The sequence below is a fragment of the Aequorivita marina genome, assembly GCF_031631895.2.
GTDB lineage: Bacteria > Bacteroidota > Bacteroidia > Flavobacteriales > Flavobacteriaceae > Aequorivita > Aequorivita marina.
Genome location: NZ_JAVMBW020000008.1, coordinates 66,198 through 88,560, shown reverse-complemented (window position 1 = coordinate 88,560; position 22,363 = coordinate 66,198). Strand labels below are relative to the sequence as shown.

Annotated in this window: 14 protein-coding genes; 6 read left to right on the top strand and 8 right to left on the bottom strand. The window is 37.4% G+C overall.

The window, feature by feature from the left end; all coding sequences use genetic code 11:
- From QPK98_RS10490 to QPK98_RS15735, 6 genes are all read right to left on the bottom strand, one after another.
- On the bottom strand, positions 1-2,588 hold a 2,588-nt coding region (locus QPK98_RS10490), incomplete at its 3' end, for a phage tail-like protein (RefSeq protein WP_310993270.1).
- 256 nt (positions 2,589-2,844) lie between these two features.
- Complete coding sequence (locus tag QPK98_RS10485; protein WP_310993268.1) at positions 2,845-3,132, bottom strand: helix-turn-helix domain-containing protein; 288 nt, start codon at positions 3,130-3,132, stop codon at positions 2,845-2,847.
- Between the two features lie 180 nt (positions 3,133-3,312).
- Positions 3,313-4,272, bottom strand: a complete 960-nt coding sequence (locus tag QPK98_RS10480; protein ID WP_310993267.1) for a tetratricopeptide repeat protein — start codon at positions 4,270-4,272, stop codon at positions 3,313-3,315.
- 681 nt (positions 4,273-4,953) lie between these two features.
- Positions 4,954-6,069 carry a PQQ-dependent sugar dehydrogenase gene (locus QPK98_RS10475; protein ID WP_310993266.1) on the bottom strand — a complete coding sequence of 372 codons (1,116 nt, stop codon included), beginning with the start codon at positions 6,067-6,069 and terminating at the stop codon, positions 4,954-4,956.
- A gap of 584 nt (positions 6,070-6,653) precedes the next feature.
- On the bottom strand, positions 6,654-7,118 hold the full coding sequence (locus QPK98_RS15740) for a hypothetical protein (protein ID WP_435373099.1): 465 nt from the start codon (positions 7,116-7,118) through the stop codon (positions 6,654-6,656).
- A complete protein-coding gene (locus tag QPK98_RS15735) occupies positions 7,085-7,480 on the bottom strand; it encodes a KilA-N domain-containing protein (protein ID WP_435373098.1) in 396 nt (131 codons plus the stop codon). The genes QPK98_RS15740 and QPK98_RS15735 overlap by 34 nt, the downstream gene beginning before the upstream one ends.
- Before the next feature lie 848 nt (positions 7,481-8,328).
- Between QPK98_RS15735 and QPK98_RS10465 the strand changes: the two genes are divergently transcribed.
- The 5 genes from QPK98_RS10465 (at position 8,329) to QPK98_RS10445 (ending at position 18,403) form a co-directional block, all read left to right on the top strand.
- On the top strand, positions 8,329-13,803 hold the full coding sequence (locus tag QPK98_RS10465; RefSeq protein WP_310993265.1) for a CHAT domain-containing protein: 5,475 nt from the start codon (positions 8,329-8,331) through the stop codon (positions 13,801-13,803).
- A 238-nt stretch (positions 13,804-14,041) separates the two neighbouring features.
- Positions 14,042-14,533 (top strand): acyl-CoA carboxylase biotin carboxyl carrier protein subunit, encoded by a 492-nt coding sequence (locus tag QPK98_RS10460; protein WP_310993263.1) that lies wholly within the window; start codon positions 14,042-14,044, stop codon positions 14,531-14,533.
- Positions 14,529-15,968 (top strand): acetyl-CoA carboxylase biotin carboxylase subunit, encoded by a 1,440-nt coding sequence (gene accC, locus QPK98_RS10455; RefSeq protein WP_310993274.1) that lies wholly within the window; start codon positions 14,529-14,531, stop codon positions 15,966-15,968. Before QPK98_RS10460 ends, accC begins: the two co-directional genes overlap by 5 nt.
- Positions 15,969-16,030: 62 nt before the next feature.
- Entirely contained in the window at positions 16,031-17,572 is a 1,542-nt protein-coding gene (locus QPK98_RS10450) for an acyl-CoA carboxylase subunit beta (RefSeq protein ID WP_310993261.1), read from the top strand.
- 66 nt (positions 17,573-17,638) lie between these two features.
- On the top strand, positions 17,639-18,403 hold the full coding sequence (locus QPK98_RS10445; RefSeq protein WP_310993260.1) for an exodeoxyribonuclease III: 765 nt from the start codon (positions 17,639-17,641) through the stop codon (positions 18,401-18,403).
- A 22-nt stretch (positions 18,404-18,425) separates the two neighbouring features.
- Here the strand turns inward: QPK98_RS10445 and QPK98_RS10440 are convergent, their stop codons facing one another.
- Positions 18,426-19,193, bottom strand: coding sequence for a patatin-like phospholipase family protein (locus QPK98_RS10440; protein WP_310993258.1), 768 nt, complete (start codon positions 19,191-19,193; stop codon positions 18,426-18,428).
- Between the two features lie 364 nt (positions 19,194-19,557).
- Here QPK98_RS10440 and QPK98_RS10435 point away from each other — a divergent pair, with 364 nt between their 5' ends.
- Positions 19,558-20,412 (top strand): universal stress protein, encoded by an 855-nt coding sequence (locus QPK98_RS10435; RefSeq protein WP_310993257.1) that lies wholly within the window; start codon positions 19,558-19,560, stop codon positions 20,410-20,412.
- A gap of 111 nt (positions 20,413-20,523) precedes the next feature.
- Here QPK98_RS10435 and QPK98_RS10430 read toward each other — a convergent pair whose 3' ends face one another.
- Complete coding sequence (locus QPK98_RS10430) at positions 20,524-22,230, bottom strand: sodium:solute symporter family protein (protein ID WP_310993255.1); 1,707 nt, start codon at positions 22,228-22,230, stop codon at positions 20,524-20,526.
- Positions 22,231-22,363 lie beyond the last annotated feature (133 nt).

Here is a 22,363-nt window from a genome sequence, read left to right as displayed (position 1 = left end):
CCTTGCGCTTTTACGCCAGTGTCAACACCATCTATCCACCAGTTTCCGTTGGTTCCAATTTCAGGGGTTGCTCCGTCTTCACCGTTTTGTCCTCCTGCTTGTACGCCTGTGTCAATGCCATCAATATACCAGTTTCCGTTTTCGATTGTTATAACAGAGCCATCAGCACCATCAGCACCGATTAATGAATCTAGGAAGTCTTGTTCTGATCCTGTGTTTCCAGCATCTAACCATTCCTGGTAAGCAGATTTTCCATCAGTACCATCAGCACCATCTTGTCCGGCAGCACCATCAGCACCTTGTAAAGAGGCTAGCCATTCTGTTTCTGTTCCTACAAATCCATTATCTACAGCAATATCGAATGCAGATTTTCCGTCTTCACCTTGCGCTTTTACGCCAGTGTCAACACCATCAATCCACCAGTTTCCATTGGTTCCAATTTCAGGAGTTGCTCCGTCTTCACCGTTTTGTCCTCCTGCTTGTACGCCTGTGTCAACGCCATCAATATACCAGTTTCCGTTTTCGATTGTTATAACAGAGCCATCAGCACCGTCAGCACCGTCTTGGCCGTCAGCTCCAATTAAAGATTCTAGCCATTCAGCTACGGTACCTACAAACCCATTTTCAACTGCAATTTCGTAAGCAGATTTTCCGTCTTCTCCTGCTGGTCCTTGTGGCCCTTCAGTTAAGTCAATAGTTACACTAACATTGTCCTCATTTGTATATGTTATTGTGCCATCTCCGTTATCAACTATATTAGTTACAGTTTCATTTAAATCGATCAGGTTAATGATTTCGTCTATAAACTCTTGATTAGACGTAATGGTAGTAATGAATGTGCTGTTGTTTGCAATTTCTTCAACTGCTAATTCCACGGTATCCCCGTTGGAGTCAGTGATTATTAATTGGTCACCTTCTAATGTAAAGCTTGTGTTTACTGTATTTAAGTCTGACCAGTCAATTTCTTGTTGATCACCATTTTCATCTATATAATAAAATGTGTTTGTAGTAGGGTTGTAAACAACGTTACCATATTGCCCCTCAAGCATTGTTATTATTTCATTATAAATATCGCCTTGGTTTTGGATGTTTGTTACCACATCGCCAATTACATCAACAGTAACTGAATCGCCATTAGCATTTGTAAACACGTAAGTTCCATCGCCATTGTTTACCATAGTGGTTGTGTTGGCATCAAAAGTTACTACGTCGCCATCAACAGTGGTATGTGTAAAAGTTCCGTCACCGTTATCAACGAAAATATCTGAGTTGGCAATGACAATAGATACTATTTCATTATAAATATCGCCTTGGTTTTGGATGTTTGTTACCACATCACCAATTACATCAACAGTAACTGAATCGCCATTAGCATTTGTAAACACGTAAGTTCCATCGCCATTGTTTGCCATAGTGGTTGTGTTGGCATCAAAAGTTACTACGTCGCCATCAACAGTGGTATGTGTAAAAGTTCCGTCACCGTTATCAACGAAAATATCTGAGTTGGCAATGACAATAGATACTATTTCATTATAAATATCGCCTTGGTTTTGGATGTTTGTTACTACATCACCAATTACATCAACAGTAACTGAATCGCCATTAGCATTTGTAAACACGTAAGTTCCATCGCCATTGTTTACCATAGTGGTTGTGTTGGCATCAAAAGTTACTACGTCGCCATCAACAGTGGTATGCGTAAAAGTTCCGTCGCCATTGTCAACGAAAATATCTGAGTTGGCAATGACAATAGATACTATTTCATTGTAAATATCGCCTTGGTTTTGGATGTTTGTTATTACCTCGCCCACAACATCTACAAGCGTAGTTTCACCTGCTTCATTGGTGAAAATGTAGGTGCCATCGCCATTATCGATGAGGGTTGTTACCGTTTCGTAGTTAGCGATAATAGTTTCAAGGTCGATGCTAGTTAAATCGCCATTTTCATCGATATACTCTAGCGTTTTACCATCTGGATTTAAGGCTAAGGAAGTTAAGGTTTCAAGGTTTGAAACATCTATAGTAGTAGTATTCCCGTTTTCATCGGTATAAGAAAAAGTACCATCGCCATTATCGGCAATAGTTGTAAGAGTTTCAAAGTTATCGATGATGGTTTCAAGATCAATACTTGTTACCACTCCATCTTCATCTGTATATTCTAAGGTGTGCCCATCATCATTAAGGCCTAGTAAAGTTAGAGTTTCAAGGTCAGCAATATTAATTGTTACCGTATCTCCATTTTCATCTATATAATAAAACTGGTTGTTTTCAATATCCCAAAAAACAATATGGTCTGGAAGATCGGTGTCTATTAATAATTTATTCCAACTTCCTTCAAACCAATAATAATAACCTGGAGTAAGCGTTTCGTTAGTATTGGTGTTATAAACTAACAAACTTTCAAGGTTACCTGCGTTAATTGTTGTTTGGTCTGTTTTACCTGTAAGTGGAACTTGAGGAATTAAAACACCCCGATTTGCAGATTTTATTTCTAGTTGTGTTGAAGGGTTTGGAGCATCCGTTCCAATACCTACTTGGGCATAAATGCTGCTTGTACACAATAAAAGAAAGAGTAAAATTTTTTTCATAAGACAGTTATATGATTGATATCATTTTATTGCAAACCTATTGAATAAATAACCAATCTCTTGCTCCTACACTTGTCGTTTGTTACAATACGACAAATTTTTGAACCCTATAAATGCCTGATTATCAAATTGTTATAAAAAATATTAAATACTCTTGCTGTAGCCCTTCATAAAGGGAGGTAAATACTGTTATTGAAGATATATTCATAAAAATTGACCTATAATTATATTATATAAGACAATATTTAGACGAAATTTACAGTGATTTTGAAGAGACTTCTTTTATAAATGTGGAGGGAGACATTCCTACTACACTTTTAAAAGTTTTGGTAAATGTACTATGTGAAGAAAACCCAGATTCTTGTGCCAAGTGGCTAATCTTAAATTGTAAATAAGTGGGGTCAGATTTCAATTTATCGATAATATATTCTATTCGTAATTCGTTTATATAGTTGTTATAGCTTTTGTTCTTTTTCTTTTTCAGAATATATCTTATGTAATTGCTATTTGTTTGTAGTTTTGAAGCCATTAAGGCAATAGTCATCTTGGAGTTTAGGTATTTTTTTTTCTTTTCAAATTTATCTAACTTAGCTAATAACTCTTGCTCAGTATTGATTGGTAGAACAGTTTTATTACTATGCTCGTTCTTGTTGTCCTCGGCATCTTCATTTTCCTCTAATTGTACGTCGTTAATAGCTTTAAGGCTCCCATTTAACGAGAAGGTCTATTTTAAACCATTATTAGTTATAAAAATTACGATGATTATAATAAGTAAGCCTGCGGCTAAATATGGGTAGATAGTGGTTTTAACATCTAATTTTTCATCCCTACTTTGTGAAATTTTAAACTTTAGTGCATTTTTATGATTTGCATTCAAGGTGGTTAACTCAGAGATGTATTTTTTTGAATAATCTGATAAACTATCCAAATTGTTTTTGAGCTCATAAAACTTCATAGCATTGGAATAAATGGAAAGCTTGTTTGAATAGTTATTTGAGTTTTCAGATAATTTTAAGCTTTTTTGTAAATACACTTCACTTTTAGATAAATCTTTCATATCAAGATAAGCGCTGGTCATTCCATTGTAAATTCTAGCATATCTATACTTGTCAATTATATTGCCAAGCTGGGCGTTTTTCAATGCTTCTTTATAATGAAATAGTGATTGGGAATTATCCCCAATATTATGGTAAGAGCCTCCGAGTAAATCATTTACTACGAATAGATATTTATTTTTAACCTCCTCGTTACTCGCGGAGCTTTTAAATAGTGATTTAGAACGTTTTAATAAAGCAATAGCTTCTTTGTTTTTTAACTGTCCTTGCAATAGCCTGCTTTTTTCAATAAGCAATTCGCCCTTCAAACAATAAGTATATTTGTTTAGTGGTAATGATGAAATGGTTTTTTCGGCGTCATCGATATATTTCTTTTCTAAAAGTGAAAGATCTACTTCACGATATTGTTTTGCTAGAAACAGCTCAATAAGGGCTTTTGAATAATAATCTTGATTATCAGAAACCATTTCGAGGCAATTGGAAGCCACTTTTATAGATTTTTTATATATCCCACAATTACTCCAGATATAAGCCGAAATCATTTTTGATTCCACGACTTCATAAGGTGTAGAAGCTTCTAGGAGTAATGAGTCTGTGAATTTGAGTGACTTTTTTTCATCTAAATTCAATAACTTTACAGCAGATATAAAGTTTTTACTGAATTTAAAATTTCTCCCTTGTTGGGAAGCCATCGAAAAAACACAAAACAGTGAAATGGCATAAAATAGTATACGGCTTTTCAACAGTGCTAATTTTGATTTGGGACTACAAAAATACTAATATTATCTTTAAGGTGTTACGGTAAAAGGAGTATTATCGTATTTTTGTTGTGTTATTCTTAGTAAAAGTGTGTTTGAGAACTTTTTGCTTGTTTTCGATTATCATTTGTATTAGCTGTGTTTTCAATAAAATAGCCCCTGAATTTGAAGGTGAAATGTCATTTTATTCTACCTTCTTTTTTTAATTGGCATGTTCTTTTTTTAATTAGCATGTTTAGTTTTTCGGGTGCAAAGATGATATTATTGACGCTTCCAAGCAAATATTTAAAATGCGGATATTAGAAAAAATATACCGATCTAGATCTATTTAAAGTAAACTGTCATTTACAGCAATGGAAAGACATGAATGATAGCGATAAATTGGAGTTATGGATTGCGTATCAAGAAACTTTCAGGAATAACGGAATTACAGATTATAAACTGAATGATTTTGAAGTTTTGTATTAAGGCAATGAAAATGCTGGAAACCCAATCGTAAATTTTTGCGGGGCTTCTTGTAGGTGTAAGTAAACGTTGAAAGTTGATATTTTATTAAGGTATCAATCGGAATATTCCCTGTCCTTCTACGGCGATATAAATGAACCCATCTGGACCCATTTTTACATTTCGAACACGCCCGATATCTTGAGCAATTTTTTCGCGGTGTGTAACTTTTTCTCCTTCTAAAGTAAGTAACTCAACATAGCCAAACTTTAACGAGCCTACCAATAATTTTCCTTCCCAGTCAGGATATTTATTTCCCGTAACAAAATCCATTCCGCAGGGAGCAATTGATGGAACCCAATAGTAAATAGGAGGTTCAATCCCTGGACGCGTAGTTTCGTCGGTAATGGTTGTGCCGCTATAATTAACCCCATAAGTAACCGTCATCCAGCCGTAGTTAGCACCTTTTTTAACAATATTTATTTCGTCGCCACCTTTTGGCCCGTGTTCGTGCATCCATATTTTTCCGGTTTGCGGATGCTTTGCAATGCCTTGCGGATTCCGGTTTCCGTAGGTGAAAATTGCTTTTTTTGCGTTCGGTTCATTATAGAATGGATTGTCTTTTGGGATGCTTCCATCATCGTTCAATCTATAAATTTTACCGCCGTCGCGCATTATATCCTGTGGATTAACCTCCCGATCACCACGTTCACCAATGGAGAAATATAAAAACCCGTCGTTGTCAAATTCAATACGCGAACCAAAATGCTGACCAGCTGTGGTATTCGGTTCAGCTTTATAAAGGGTTTCAATGTTTGATAGTGAATCGCCGTCTAGTTTACAGCGTGTTAAAGCGGTGTGACCTCCTTTTTCTGAGCCTTCTTCTGAAGCGTAAGTAATATAGATCCAACCATTTTCGGTATAATCCGGATGTAACTCAATATCTAGCAAGCCGCCTTGCCCGTTGTTATAAACCTTGGGAACGTTTGCGATTTCAGTTTTCTTACCATTTTGAAAATGGACTAAACGACCTTCTTTTTCAGTTATGAGCATACTTCCATCGGGAAGCCAAGTCATTCCCCAAGGAATTGACAGGTCTGTTACAACTTTTTCAATTTTGTAAGATTGGGCTTCGGTTTTAAGCGCAACATCGTTTTTCTTCTTTTGTTGGGCGCAAGATGTACAGACAATAAAGGCTGTAATTAATGCAAAATAAATTTTCATAATGATTCTTTTTTTTTCCGTAGTCTCTTATTTATAGTTGAAACATCATTCCCCGCTGGTGCGCAATTGCATCGCGTTCATTTCCGAATTAACCATAATAGCGGAAGACTACAATATGGTTCAGTAAAGCTTTTTCATCTGCATAATCTGAAGCACTGCTATAAACATAATCTTGAAATCTATAAACCAAATCTACCTCTACTGGATTATGAAACCTGTTTGCCGGCAGGCTGGCTTATAATAACGACTCATATTCCAAAGATAGTAGTTTTTCAGAGTTTCAGAATTAAAAATATTGAATGGTCTGTAATGTTTACTGAGTTTCGAGGTATATATGAACGAACACTAAACTAAACAAAGTATGGTTAACCATAAAAGTGGTTACTGCTTTAAGGTGCAGAAAATAACGCGATACAATCGCGCGAGAGCGGGGGTATCAAAAATCTTTCTTCAACTCCCCTGTTTCTCTTAAAATTTTATGATTCTACCAAACGTATCTAATGGTTAAAATCTGCGTCGGGTTAAGTTTACATTGGGTGTTTTTACCACCAGATAAAACATTCTTGACGGCTTATTGCTTTTCTTCATTTCAATTTTTTTATAGAAGTGTTATGAGTTAACAATGATTTCATTTGGGTAATTGCCATTTGATTGAGCTGAATGAGTCGTTCGCTTTGTTCCATTCCTTGGTGAATTAATAAAGCATTCGTGCTTTCCATATTAGACAAAACTACCAACTGTTCTATGGTAGCATCGTCACGGACATTTCCTTTTTTGTCAGGATTTTCATCACGCCCTTGTTTAGCAGTTTTGCCAAAAAGAGACATATTCAAAACATCAGCTTCAACGGCGTAAACGAGTGAAATCTGGGCTTTACTAAGTGTATTAGGAATCAAATTATCTTTGATTGCATCTGTATGAATGTGATAGTTTACTTTCGTTAATGTTCGTTGAAAATTCCATTCGAGTTTGAGACGGCTATTTTCGTCTTCTTTTAAACGCTGGAACTCATTGACTAAATAAATTTGAAATTCGGGACTGAGCCACATAGCGAAATGGAATGCAATGCAATGTCTTTGTGTGCATAAGTGCCTCCATATCTCCCAGCTTTTACTATCATTCCTTTTCCTTGAGTTCTTTCAACCCATTGACCTACAGACATAACAAACCTATTGACTCCTGCATCTTGTTCAATTACCCCGAATTCGGGGTAATTGAAATTAGGATTGTTTATTTTTTCCCAAATCCCTAAATATTCTAACGTATTTTTATTGGTAATCCATTTCCCGATCAAGCCACTACCTTCCTTAAAGCCTTCTGTCATATCGGTAAGGCTAATAAAATCCGTTTCATTCTGAGCAAAAATGGTGATTTCAGTGCCCTTAACATTGATTTTTTTATTTCTTACCATAGGTTAAGTTTTTAAAAACGTGTAATAGTTCATTAACATTCAACTTGGTTTTGCTCATGATACATTCTTTTAAAGGAATTAAAAATAACATATTTTTTCGTTGTTCTGCCGTGCTACCAAGAATCCGGTTGCCTCGTTGCGTTAATTTCACTGATTTTTTAAAACAAACCCAACAAGCTAATCGTCATCGGATATAAAATTAAGCTAGGGAGAATAAAGCATTACCCTTAATTCCAAATGTATCAATAATCTTTCTTCAACTATCTGTTTTTCTATGAAAAAAACCATCCGCGTGGAAAGCTTTTATCTAAATTTTTTGATTTAAGAAGCTGCTATTAGAAATATAAAAGAGGTCTCGCACTCCGACTGTGTTACCATTGACATCTTTTATAATTACTTCACTATCATAAATTTATTAATTTAAATAGAATCCCATTAAATCTCAGTTCTATGTCATTACCGCCGTTTGAAAAAAAATATTTTCTTGAGTCTCAGGGTGAGAAAGTGATTTTGAATAAACATTAAGATAGAGTTACACCCAATAGGTTATAAGATTCTTTCCTATTAAAATTTATAATGTAAAAAAAGAATCATTTCTACACTTAAAAATTCAAAGAAGAAAATTCTGTTGAAATTTGAAAAATTATCGTAACTTTTTAATCTCCTCACAAAAATGCTCCCTTTTGTTTAATTAGCTCATAATTAGCGTTCTAAGGTCAGATTGATTAGTTTTACTTCACTTTTAGAGTTTATTTAGACTCTTGTATTTGAGTTTAATATACTCGAATCCTAAAATTCCTGGCAAGAAAAACGTATTTATTTTATAAAATAACCCAATACTCGATACTATGGAACCTATTAAAAAACTTGTAGTTTATGGTGAAAAGCAAACGGATGAAGAGGGCGCTGTTGTCTATAATTTACAATCCAGCAATAGAGATGTTTCCAATCAACACGAAATTCAGTTAGCCAAAAATGACTCGTTATTAGAGTTTGTTCTCGATGATGGCACCTCTTGGATGTGTGATGCATCTACCATGCACGAACTTTTTCCTGAACTAGACCCAGCAATCAAACCTCCCGGAACACGTGCAGCACAGCCAAATGAATTTGTGCTCCCCGATTCGCTCGACGCCCCAGCTACAGAAAGAGGAGTTATTGGTAAAATAGCCCTCAAACTCTTAAGAGTATTTGCGAAAAAGGCTGTTGGATCTGGAGTAGCCGCCTTAGCAAAAAAACTGGACGAGAAACATTTAAAGCACAAAGTTGATTTCGATTTAATACCAAAAAAATACTTAGACCCTGGTGCTGCATTGTTTACGGTAGATAGAGATTTTAACTTTGGAACTTTTGACGGCAAGCCTTCCAAACATCCATTTTTCCTATTTATTCACGGTACAAACTCAGATACCTTCGGCGCGTTTCAAGATTTAAAAGCAGCACCGGCATGGAACAGCCTACATCAAATCTATGCGAAAAACATTCTTGCCTTTCAGCATAAAACCCTTTCTGAAAGTCCATTGGAAAATGCCGTGAAACTTGCCAAAATGCTTCCAGATAATTCCGTAGTGCATCTGTTAACCCATTCTAGGGGTGGAATTGTAGGCGATATCCTCAATAAATATAGTAAAACTAATGATGAAACTTCGCTAGGTTTTAACAGCGACCATATTGCATTGCTTGAAAAAGAAGGCAGAGATGAAGATGTTGAAAATATTGAGGCGCTCAATAAAATTTTTAAAGAAAAAAGGATAACAGTTGCTAAGTTTATACGGGTTGGTTGTCCTGCCGCCGGGACCAAACTGGCTTCAAAAAGATTGGATCATATACTAAATGTATTTCTGAATTTAATTTTTATTGCAGGTGGGCCATTTGGTGATATTTTAAAAGAATTGCTTTCGGCAGCGGTAAAAGGGAAGGAAGATGTAAATGTACTTCCCGGATTGGAGGCACAAAGACCCGAATCGGCATTTATTAAAATTTTAAACGACCCTTCCCCTAAAACCGCTATTAACGGCGATCCGTTGGCGGTAATTTCAGGAAATGGAAAAGTGAGTTTTTCGGGACAAGGGCTTTTCGTAATCTTGGGAAAACTGTTTTACTGGCAGCGTAATGATTTGGTTGTAAATACAGATTCTATGTATCTGGGCGCAAGACGAAGGAATAATATTCAGTATTTCTTTGCTCAGGGTGCGGGGGTAAACCATGTTTCCTATTTTGAAAACATAAAAACTAGAGAAGCGATAGATCTTGCACTTAAAACCGCAGAAGGCAAGGCAATTCCGGGCTTTAAATCAATTCCGCAATATGAAATACCTGGCAGTGACAGGGCGCTTATTGAGTATGGCGAGCTGTATCCTTCCACATCGCCACCTTCAGGCACCAAGCCTATTGTGGTGCTATTGCCAGGGATTATGGGTTCAAATCTTACGCAAAAAGACAAGGAAATTTGGCTTCATTATGGCCGCATCTTAACCGGAGGATTAATTAAATTAGGCTACTCCAATGCCAACAAAATTGTTGCCGATTCCGTAGTGAAAACTTCTTATTACAAACTGTACAAATGGTTGTCAGGCAACTACGATGTGGTTGTATATCCGTTTGACTGGCGTAAACCATTGCCCGAATGTGCCAATGATTTCAATTTAAAAATGAAAAGTCTATTAGAAGTAGGACAGCCCATAAAGATTATCGGGCATTCCATGGGCGGGCTTTTGGTTCGCGATTTTATTCTGGGCCATGACGAAACTTGGGCAGAATTAAAGGCTTCAAATGGGTTTAGATTGCTCTTTCTTGGGTCGCCACTTGGTGGTTCGTTTAGAATTCCCTCCGTTTTATTTGGAGAAGATGCCATAATTCAAAAACTGAGCAAGTTGGATCTTTTTCACACCAAAGAAACGCTGCTTAAAATGTTTTCTAAATTTCCAGGCATCTTATCATTGCTGCCATTAACCACCGATCCGAAAAACGATTTTGCTAAAATGGAAACTTGGGAGAATATGAGAGATTATTTCGGTAAGCCAGATTGGCCCTTACCGCATCAGTCAGCTTTAGACAATTTTAAGGCCTACCGCGATAATATTTTGGAAAAAAGAGACCAGATTGATTACGAAAACATGGTTTATATAGCGGGAAAAGATAAAATGACGCCCTGCGGATATTATTTAGATGATATAAAACCTAAAAAACACCTGTATTTTCTATACACCAGTGAAGGAGATCAAAGTGTAACTTGGGCCTCTGGCATTCCCAAACAGCTTAAAAAGGCAAATGCTGTTTACTATTCACAGGTAACCCATGGCGCTTTGGCCAATGAGCCCGATTTGTTCAATGCCATAGGGGAAATTCTCACAACAGGAAAAACCAAGTTACTCAGAAACACAAAACCTTTATTGCGGGGCGAAACAAAAATATTTAGAGCAGAACCTGATATTGATTTTGACCTTTCTCAAAACGGATTGGAAAAAACCATTTTTGGACTCCCAGATAAAGGCGAACCAGTAGGTAGCCAAATGCCCGTTAGCGTAACTGTGAGCAATGGCGATCTGCGCTATTCGGAATACCCCATAATCGCGGGGCATTTTTTAAACGACGGCGTGCTTTATGCCGAAAAGTCCATAGACAATTACCTAAACGGCAGTCTAACTGCTAAACATAGATTGGGGCTATATCCCGGTGAGATCGGTACTAATTCTTTTTTCGGAAATATGAAGGAAAGCGATTTTGAAGGCGCCATTATTGTAGGCTTGGGCGAACCAGACCAACTTACATCGTTTCAACTTTCAAAATCGGTTGAGCAAGGCGTGCTAAATTACCTGATAATTATGCGTGGGAAGGAAGTACCAAAAAAAGGTATAGGGGTTTCTTCTTTAATCGTGGCATCGGGGTATGGTGGCCTTTCGGTAGAAGGCTCCCTTAAGGCAATAATTAATGGTGTAAATCGTGCCAATGAAAAAATAAAACTGCTGGGAGACGGCGGTTATAGTAGCGTTCAGAACATTGAAATTGTAGAGCTTTACGCAAGTAGAGCCTTAAATTGTATGTATGTACTCAACAAAATTGCTAATAAAGAAAATGCAACCTATAATATTATTGTTGGCAATAAGCGAATCAAAAACTTACTGGGTATAAAAAAACGAACGCCACTTGATAACTCAGAAGATTGGTGGAATAGAATAACGGTAAGGCACAAACCTGCCAATACTCAAACTGGAATGCCTTCAAGCATGGTGTTTGGTTCGTCAACGGGCGATTCTAGAGAAGAGGAAAATGAGCTGTATAGCAGTACGCCTTTGATAGATCTCTTTATTCAAGAAGTGTCCAGTAGTAATCAATGGTCTGCATGTACAGCAAAAACACTTTTCGAGTTATTGATTCCGAATAACCTAAAAGACAAACTTAAACGCAAAGGGAATATCTCGTGGATACTCGATGCTAATACGGCTTCCTACCCATGGGAGTTGCTTCAGGACAATACAACCAATGCCAAACCGCTTTGCATAAATGCCGGAATGATACGGCAACTATCTACTAAGGACTACAGAATAAACATTAAACGCGTGGCAGAAAAAGGAGCCTTGGTTGTTGCAGATCCTATTCTAGACGGGTATATTTCTCAATTACCAGGAGCAAGGGAAGAGGGAATGATGGTTAAAGACACCTTGGAAAACATTGGGTACCCAACAGTTCATTTAATAGGAACACAGCCTGAAAATATCGTTAAAAACTTTTTCTGCAACGATTATACAATCATTCACCTAGCCGGTCACGGAGTATTTAATCCAGATTCCCCAAGAAAATCAGGGATGGTTATCGGGAAGGATATTTTTCTTACCGTATTTGAAATAGAACAAATGCCAGTAGTACCCGAACTTGTTTTTGTGAATTGCTGTCATTTGGGCTATACCAATTCTGAAGATGAAAAATTTTATCAAGACCGTTATAAATTGGCAGCAAATATTGGTACACAATTAATCCGTATAGGAGTAAAAGCCGTAATTGCAGCCGGATGGGCAGTAAATGACACTGCGGCATTAGATTTTGCTCAGGTTTTTTATAACAGCATGTTCTCTGGAGACAATTTTGGAGATGCGGTTACAAACGCGCGAAATTATATTTACGAAAAACACCAGGGTAATAACACATGGGGCGCCTATCAGTGCTATGGAGACCCTTTCTTTAAGCTAAAAGGTATCACTGCGGAAAAATCAACCTGGATGCCAAGCTATATTGTACCACAAGAGGCCGAAATTGACCTGGATAACCTACTCAACCAATTACAAATGGCAACCAGCGGTGAAAAAGATCATTTAGCCGAACTAAATACTATAATGACTGCGGTAGATAGAGATGTTGAAAGAACCCCACAAATAATAGAGCGCGTAGCAAAAATTTATCAGGAACTTGCCATATATGTCAAAGCTATCGCTAAATATGAAGAACTATTAGAAATGGAAAATGCAGACTTTTCCTTTTCCTGTATGGAGAAATATTGCGCCACACGAGCAAAACAATACATTAGAGAAGTTTTTGATACTGAAAAGACAGCTGTTGTTTCTAAAAAAGAAGCCTATAAAAATACCGAGCGGGTAATTGATGATCTTGAAGTTTTACTTTATTCTGGTGAAACAGCAGAGCGGCATAACCTTTTAGGAGGTGTTTATAAGCGTCTGTCTATGTTGGCTCCAGACGCCAAAAAACGTGTCAAAGCCTATAAAGTTGCAATTTCGCATTACGAACAAGCTTTTGTCAATGATTTTAATTTGAATAAAACCTATTCCCTTGTCAACGCCATAGAACTTGCTAGTTTGTTGGTTTTTAATGAGGTTATAACCGATGGAGGTCACTTTACGGTTGATAAGAAAAAGTATGAGTTAAGAACCTTTTCCGAAGCCAAACAAACCTTGAATAAGCTTCAAGAAAAGCTGGAGGAAAAGTCTAAAAATGAAGATTTAGACTATTGGGATTTGATAGCGGCATTAAATATTGACCTATGCTTGCTTTTGGTGGTTGAAGACGAGGTAATGGAATCAAAATGGGATGAAGTTACCCAAAACTTTAAGAAAATATGGCAAAAAGCGGGCTCAGCGGCAAAAAAAGCTGCAGAGTTAGAGCATCTCGATTTTTTAACCCAAGCCCTTAGCAGTGTTGCCGACATAGACGTTTCAACCTACAACCCGAATACAGATTTGGAAACTCGAATTGGTGCACTTCGGCTTGCCTTAAGTAAGGTTAGAGATAAGTTGAGGCCAAAATGGATTGCAAAACTTCAGAGTAAAAAGTCTAAGCCGAAACCAAAATCAAAGCCGAAATCTAAAAAATAAGCGTTTTTAAAGTATATGAAACTGGAGTGTCTTAATTATCAGGTTGTTGTCGTTCGTCTGCCTGCAAATGCACGTTAGGCAAGTCTTAAGTCATTTACCGAAGTGGTCGTTCATCTTTGTGGGGTGTTAATGAATTAAAGTATTAAAAATAATTTTTTTCACATCTCTTTTATAGATATAAGCCGCGACTATTGGCATAATCTTTCCACAAATATTACCTTTATCAAAATTTCTGTTTATGGAAGAAAAATATAATGCGATTGTCAATGAGAACTTTGAATTTTCATTGAACGCGAAAGACTTGGAGAAACTCGATGTTATTTCCGAGAAGAACAAATCCAATATCGTCTATAATAACAAGTCGGTTGAGGTTGAAACTCTTGTGTCAAATTTTGAAAAAAGGAGTTACACCGTATCAATAAATGGCAATCGATATCAAGTGCGTATAGAAAACCAACTTGATGCCCTTATTGCTGAAATGGGGCTTTCGCTTGGCAATGCTTCCGTTGAAGACGAGATTAACGCCCCAATGCCGGGATTAATTTTGGAAGTAAATGTTTCAGAAGGCGATACCATAAAACAAGGCGATTTTCTTTGTGTTTTAGAAGCAATGAAAATGGAAAACACCTTGACTGCACCTCGAGACGGAATTGTGAAATCTGTAAATATTACTAAGGGTGAAACGGTTGAGAAAGGAAAGCTGCTAATTGAATTAGAAAAAAATGATTAAAAAAATACTGATCGCCAATCGTGGCGAAATCGCGCTACGGATAATGAAAACCGCCCGAAATATGGGTGTTAAAACGGTTGCTGTTTATTCGGAAGCAGATCGGGACGCGCCCCATGTAAAATTTGCAGATCAAGCGGTTTGCATTGGTCCACCACCTTCAAATCAATCGTATTTATTAGGTGATAAAATAATAAAGGTTGCTAAAGACCTTGGTGTTGATGCCATTCATCCTGGATATGGATTTTTAAGCGAAAATGCCGACTTTGGAGAAAGTGTAGCGAAAAGTGGAATGATTTTCATTGGTCCAAGATCGCATGCCATTCGTGTAATGGGAAGCAAGCTTGCTGCCAAGGAGGCGGTAAAAGCATACGATATCCCGATGGTTCCCGGTACCGATGAAGCTATTACAGATGTGCCTGCTGCAAAAGAAATTGCCAAGAAAATAGGTTTTCCAATTCTTATAAAAGCATCAGCTGGCGGCGGTGGAAAAGGAATGCGAATTGTTGAAAACTCCGATGAATTTGAAGAACAAATGAAACGCGCAATTAGTGAAGCTGAAAATGCTTTTGGTGATGGGGCGGTTTTTATTGAAAAGTTTGTCACTTCGCCACGACACATCGAAATTCAAGTATTAGCAGATAATTTTGGAAATACGGTTCATCTTTTTGAACGAGAATGTAGTATTCAACGCCGCCATCAAAAAGTTGTGGAAGAGGCACCATCGGCAGTCTTGACTCCCCAATTGCGAAAAAAGATGGGAGAAGCCGCTATAAAAGTGGCAAAAGCTTGCGATTATGTGGGCGCCGGCACAGTAGAGTTTCTCTTAGATGAAAACCACAATTTCTACTTCCTTGAAATGAACACACGCCTTCAAGTGGAACACCCAGTTACCGAATTTATTGTAGGATTAGACTTGGTGGCGGAGCAAATAAAAATTGCCAATAATGAAAAGTTAGCCTTTGCTCAAGAAGACTTAAACATTAACGGCCACGCTTTTGAACTTCGCGTTTATGCCGAAGACCCTTTAAACAACTTTATGCCAAGCGTTGGTAATCTAGAGGTTTACCGTCCGCCAAGCGGTGATAATATTCGTGTAGATGATGGATTTACAGAAGGAATGCAAGTGCCTATTCAATACGACCCGATGCTCTCGAAACTGATTACCTACGGAAAAACCAGAAACGAGGCCATGCAGATTATGTTGGATGCTATCCAGGGTTATGATATTGAGGGAGTAAGTACAACCCTTTCCTTTGGAAAATTTGTCTTTGAACACGAAGCTTTCCGAAGTGGAGATTTCGATACTAATTTTGTAAAGAAATACTATTCCGAAGATAAGCTATTGGAAATTAATAAAGAGGAGGCTAAAATAGCGGCCCTTTTTGCATTGCAACACTATATAAAAGATTCAGAAAAACTTCGACTACCGAAGTAAATACTTTGCGTTCCTGCGATGAAAGTTTTTATTGCAGCGAAAGCAGAGAAACAAACACATTTATGACCGACAATAATAAAAAACTGCAAGAAATAATTTCCGAAGCAAAAAAGGGCGGCGGAGAAAAACGAATTGCGAAACAACACGAAAAGAAAAAACTTACCGCTCGCGAACGTGTAGAATACCTTTTAGATGAAGGCTCCTTTGAAGAAATGGGTATTCTCGTTACCCATAGAACCACCGATTTTGATATGCAAAAACAAGTGTATTATGGTGATGGGGTTGTTACGGGCTACGGAACGATAGACGGGCGTTTGGTATATGTTTTTGCTCAGGATTTTACGGTTTTTGGAGGGGCGTTATCCGAAACTCATGCTGAAAAAATATGTAAAATCATGGATCATGCCGTACGTGTTGGTGCGCCTTTAATTGGTCTAAACGATTCTGGCGGAGCTCGAATTCAGGAAGGCGTTCGTTCCTTGGGTGGATATGCCGATATTTTCTACCGAAACGTTCAGGCTTCAGGAGTAATTCCGCAGATCTCTGCCATTATGGGGCCATGTGCCGGTGGAGCTGTGTATTCGCCAGCAATGACAGATTTTACAATGATGGTGGAAGACAGTAGCTATATGTTCGTTACTGGTCCTAACGTAGTAAAAACAGTAACCAATGAAAACGTTACTTCAGAAGAATTGGGAGGTGCCAAAACTCACGCCTCTAAAAGTGGGGTAACGCATTTTACGGCATCTAATGATATTGTGTGTTTGGAGCAAATTAAAACCCTGCTCAGCTATCTTCCCCAAAATAATAAAACCACTGCCGAGAATCTCCCTTTTGAAGCTGCGGAAGAGTTTCGGGATGAATTGGAAACCATTGTCCCAGATTCAGCCAATAAGCCTTATGACATGCACGATGTTATAAAAGGAATTATAGACGAAGATTCCTTTTTTGAAGTACATAAAGATTATGCAGATAATATAATTGTTGGTTTTGCGCGCATAGGGGGCAGAAGTATTGGGATTGTAGCCAATCAACCCATGAGTTTGGCGGGTGTTTTAGATGTAGATAGCTCTAAAAAAGGAGCGCGATTTACGCGTTTCTGCGATTGCTTTAATATTCCACTTTTGGTTTTGGTAGATGTACCGGGCTTTTTACCGGGGACAGACCAAGAATGGAATGGCATTATTCTCAACGGGGCTAAACTGTTGTATGCTTTAAGTGAAGCAAGTGTGCCGCGAGTTACGGTCATTACGCGAAAAGCTTATGGTGGCGCGTATGATGTAATGAACAGCAAGCACATTGGTGCCGATATGAATTTTGCGTGGCCCACTGCCGAAATTGCCGTGATGGGAGCAAAGGGTGCAAGTGAAATTATATTTAGAAAAGAAATTGCCGCGGCTGATAATCCAGAGCTAAAGCTGTCAGAAAAAGAAGCTGAATATGCCGAAAAGTTTGCCAACCCGTTTAAAGCTGCACAACGTGGGTTTATTGATGAAGTGATTCAACCCCGCGAAACACGCCGAAAATTATTAAAAGCCTTTGCAATGTTGGAAACCAAAGATATTACACGCCCAGACAGAAAACACGGAAATATTCCGTTGTAAGTACTGCTTTGAGGTGATGAAAAAACCTATGGAGGCTAACTATAATAGACAAAAACCAGATGCATCATGAAACTAATCTCTTGGAATATAAACGGCATACGAGCGATAACCAAAAAAGACTTTTTTAAGGATATTTCAGAACTAGATCCGTACATACTTTGCCTTCAAGAGACCAAGGCACAAGATGACGAAGTTGAAAAAGCCTTAGCCAAATTAGATGAGTACCATCAATATTACAATTCGGCAGAGCGAAAAGGATATTCGGGAGTAGCCATTTTAAGTAAGATTAAACCTATATCGGTCACTCGCGATATGGGCGTTGAAGAGCACGACACCGAGGGGCGAATACTGTGTTTGGAATACGATAATTTTTACTTGGTCAATGCTTACGTTCCCAATTCGGGAAGAGAACTGGTGCGCCTTGATTACAGAAAAAAATGGGACGTAGATTTTCGCAATTATCTAACTAATCTAAAAAAGAAAAAGCCTGTTATTCTTTGTGGCGATCTAAACGTTGCCCACCAGGCTATCGACCTTAAAAACGATAAATCTAACTACAATAAAACGGCTGGTTATACCCAAGTAGAAATTGATGGAATGGATAATTTGCTCGATTCAGGTTTTGTAGATTCCTACCGCTATTTTTATCCAGAGAAAGTTGCTTATACTTTTTGGAGCTATAGGTTTAAGTCTAGAGAACGGAATACAGGCTGGCGAATAGACTATTTTTTAGTTGGAAATGAGTTGATGCAAAACGTTAATGGTGTTGAAATACTTTCAGACTATTACGGCTCTGATCATTGCCCAATTCAGCTTGATATTGAAGCTTAAGGAGAGTTTGCGTTAGTTTCACTTATTTAAGGAAATCTGTTTTTTCTTGAATTGCTTTTATTGCGGTAACGTACCCCAATTCAAAAATAGCATCTATATTGCCCATGCCAAAAGTGGCGTATTCGCCTAATCCTTTCGGAGAGATTAATAAATCGCAGGCCGAAAACTTCGAAATAGATTCGGAAGCTGCTCTTATTTTTAAAGCCCTATCTGCAACGGAAAAGGAGTGTTTTAAGTCTTTAACGCTTATTTTCTTTAGGCCATTTATAAAGACACCTATTATTTTATCACAAGGTTTTTGTAGCGGTTCTATTGGGAAATTATTTAATATCCCACCATCTATATAATACGAACCATTGATTTCGGTAGGTGTGAAAACCCCTGGGAATGAAGCAGAAGCGATTACGGGCTTAATTAGTTGCCCTTCGTTAAATATTTTTAACTTGCCGTCAATTACGTTGGTGGCAGTAATAGACAAGTTTTTTTCCAGTACATCAAAATTATCCCTTGGAAAAAACACCTTTAAATCGTCATAGAATTTTTCAGTATCTAAAAATCCAGGTTTGTTGAAGGCATATCGTTTGGTATGGAAAATGGAGGTGTCTTTAAAGAAATTCAATATTTCGCTCCAATGCACGCCACCGGCATAGAGTGCGCCAACAATGGCTCCAACACTAGTGCCAGAAACATATGTAGGTTCTATATTATATTCCTCAAATGCTTTTAAAGCCCCAATATGGGCGGCTCCTCGAGCTCCTCCACCAGAGAGAACTAAACCTATTTGTGCCATTTTAGTTATTTTAACTACAAAATTAGAGAAACCTTTAGGCAATACAATTATAATCTTGATTGTTTTTTGCTACTTAATGTAAACAACTAATTCTCTTGACGGTATGTGCTGATGTGAAATTATTGCGAGAACTGAGTTTTCGGCAATTACTTTCTCAATTCTTTTGAAAAGGGGAATAACAAGAGAAATTTTCTAACTTTTTCTGAACGGCTGTAAACAGATTTTTTTAAATTTAGAAGTTATGCTAAATATCATTGTATGAATTTAGTTTATCACTTAAATTAGCCTTTTATAATGTAGCTGAATTTATCTCTAAACCTTATCTTACAGACCTATTAAGAGTACTAACTTAATTTTCATAGAAATGAAAAATATTTTACTTCCTACAGATTTTTCCAAAAATGCGTATAACGCGATAGAATATGCTGTACAGCTTTTTGAGAATGAAGATTGCACCTTTCATTTATTAAATACTTTTACACCTGTTTCATACAGTATGTCAACGTTTGCTGATGGTCATTCAAGTTTAATGTTAGAAGAGCTCACCCGTAGAACTTCAGAAAATAGGTTGGCAAAGATTGAAGAAGGTTTGATAGCAAAGTTTAACAACCCAAAACATACTTTTTTAAGATCGGCTTCCTTTAACTTATTAACCCAAGAAATTGAGGCGGTAATAAAGGAACGCAATATAGATTTAGTAGTAATGGGGACAAAAGGTGCTACCGGTGCGCGTGAAGTATTTCTGGGAACCAATACAATGTTTACCATTAAAAAGGTTAACTGCCCAGTAATTGGAGTTCCTGAAGGCTTCACCTATGAAAAGCCTAAAAAAGTGGTATTTCCAACTGAGTTTAAATTTTCCTTGAAAAATAAAAATTTAGAATTGGTGAAGTCTATTTGTGCCAATCATGAAGCAGAGCTCAACATCTTAAACATTTCGTTCAAAAAGGCGTTAAACAAGAAGCAAGAAGAAGTAAAGCAGCAATTTGAGGCCTTCTTAAATGACAACAGTTATGTATTGCATAACGCAGAATATGCGAATCTGGTAGAGACTATTGAGCAGTTTCAAATTCAACAAAAAATCAACTTCTTGGTTATGATCAAAAACAAACCATCGTTTTTTGAAAACCTTTTATTTAAACCAGTAATAAAGAAAATTGTGTACCATACCAACATACCGTTTATGGTATTTCCTTCTATGAAATTAATGAAATCTTAAGTTTGGGTAATCCAAGACAACTATGCAGATAAATATATTCAAACCTTAGATTGAATAATTATCTAGGAGCACTAATAAAATAGATTTATTTTCGAAATTAGAGACTTGGTTTTATACTTCTTTTAGAGCCATTGCTTCTCCTTTGCCATTCTTGGGCAATATAACCTGAAGCAGCATTGCAATAGCCATTACCAAAGCACAGCCCACTAAGTTTAACCATAGGTAGGGCATAAGGTCAATGTACCAGAAATAAATAATAATAATTTGGGTAATTATAGCGGCAATAAACACGGCTTTGCTTCGTACGTATTTGATAAAAAAGGCGAGTAAAAAAATACCGAGTACATTACCGTAGAAAATAGACCCAATAATATTGACCAACTGAATTAGATTGTCAAATAAATTAGCGGTACAAGCTACGCCAATAGCTATTAGGCCCCATAAAAGGGTAAATCCACGAGAAGCGGCAACATAATGTTTTTCGCGCTTGCCGGGAACATTGCGTTTGTAAAGGTCAATGGTGGTAGTGCTGCCAAGTGCGTTGAGCTCCGAGGCTGTAGAAGACATCGCCGCACTCAAGATTACCGCTAAGAGTAGCCCAATAAGGCCGCGAGGCAGATTGGTTAATATAAAATGTATAAAAACATAATCCTTATCATTGGTCTCAGCATCTGGATTTGCTTTTTTAATGACCTTAACCGACTGCGCACGCAATTGATCCTGCCCTTTGTTTAAGCTTTTTATTGTTGCGGCATAGTCTTGTTTTTCAATTTGTGAAGTAGCTTTAGAAAAGGCTATTTGCGATTCGGAAAGCTTATGGTCTAAAACCTTTTTTTGTGCTTCCAACGCTTCGTATTCCGAAGCATATTCCGAGTTTTTTACATCATTGACCGCTGCAGGGTTAAAGTGTAGGGGAGCAGCGTTAAATTGATAAAATACAAAAACCATAATACCTACCAATAAAATAAAGAACTGCATGGGCACTTTTAAAATACCGTTCATAATCAAGCCCATTTGGCTTTGCTTTACAGATCTACCAGATAAATAGCGCTGCACCTGACTTTGATCTGTCCCAAAGTAAGAAAGCGCCAAAAAAGTACCACCAATTATTCCACTCCAGAAAGTGTATCGGTTATCAAAATCAAAAGAAAAATCAAGAATATCCATTTTCCCATTGGCACCAGCTATTTCTATAGCCTTCAGAAACGTAATATCAAGTGGTAAGTAGTTAATTATTAACAGAAACGCCACAAACATTCCAAAGAAAATAACCGCCATTTGCTGTTTTTGTGTAACGCTTACAGCCCTAGTGCCACCGCTAACGGTATAGATAATTACAAGTACCCCAATGATTATATTTAAATAAAATAGATTCCACCCTAAAACAGCAGAGAGAATAATAGAAGGTGCAAAAATGGTAATTCCGCATGCTAGCCCGCGTTGAATTAAAAAGAGAATGGCAGTTAAGGTTCGGGTTTTTTTATCAAAACGTGTTTCAAGATATTCGTATGCCGTATAAACCTTTAATTTGTGATAGATAGGAATAAAAACCAAACAAATAATAACCATGGCAATAGGCAGCCCAAAATAAAATTGTACAAAGCCCATCCCGTCGTGAAAAGCTTGTCCAGGGGTTGAAAGAAACGTAATTGCACTGGCCTGAGTAGCCATAACACTTAGGCCAATGGTCCACCAATGTGCCGAGCTTCCCCCTTTTAAATAATCGCCTACATCTTTTTGTTGTCGCGATTTCCAAGTGCCGTAAACAACAATAAAAACAAGGGTTCCTATTAAAACAATCCAGTCAATCTGTTGCATTTAGGCGAAGTTTTGCATTATTAAATAAAACAGATAGATATATACCGCATTAACGAGCAGGACTAAGGTAAAACTTCGTTTCCAGACAAATTTTTGTGATTCTTGGTTCATTATATATTTTGTTTATTCCACA

Excerpts from the sequence above, each read along its gene's own strand:
- QPK98_RS10485 (WP_310993268.1), bottom strand. The coding sequence starts at position 3,132 with ATGACTATTGCCTTAATGGCTTCAAAACTACAAACAAATAGCAATTAC.
- QPK98_RS10475 (WP_310993266.1), bottom strand. The coding sequence starts at position 6,069 with ATGAAAATTTATTTTGCATTAATTACAGCCTTTATTGTCTGTACATCT.
- QPK98_RS15740 (WP_435373099.1), bottom strand. The coding sequence starts at position 7,118 with ATGTGGCTCAGTCCCGAATTTCAAATTTATTTAGTCAATGAGTTCCAG.
- QPK98_RS15735 (WP_435373098.1), bottom strand. The coding sequence starts at position 7,480 with ATGGTAAGAAATAAAAAAATCAATGTTAAGGGCACTGAAATCACCATT.
- QPK98_RS10465 (WP_310993265.1), top strand. The coding sequence starts at position 8,329 with ATGGAACCTATTAAAAAACTTGTAGTTTATGGTGAAAAGCAAACGGAT.
- QPK98_RS10460 (WP_310993263.1), top strand. The coding sequence starts at position 14,042 with ATGGAAGAAAAATATAATGCGATTGTCAATGAGAACTTTGAATTTTCA.
- QPK98_RS10450 (WP_310993261.1), top strand. The coding sequence starts at position 16,031 with ATGACCGACAATAATAAAAAACTGCAAGAAATAATTTCCGAAGCAAAA.
- QPK98_RS10445 (WP_310993260.1), top strand. The coding sequence starts at position 17,639 with ATGAAACTAATCTCTTGGAATATAAACGGCATACGAGCGATAACCAAA.
- QPK98_RS10440 (WP_310993258.1), bottom strand. The coding sequence starts at position 19,193 with ATGGCACAAATAGGTTTAGTTCTCTCTGGTGGAGGAGCTCGAGGAGCC.
- QPK98_RS10435 (WP_310993257.1), top strand. The coding sequence starts at position 19,558 with ATGAAAAATATTTTACTTCCTACAGATTTTTCCAAAAATGCGTATAAC.
- QPK98_RS10430 (WP_310993255.1), bottom strand. The coding sequence starts at position 22,230 with ATGCAACAGATTGACTGGATTGTTTTAATAGGAACCCTTGTTTTTATT.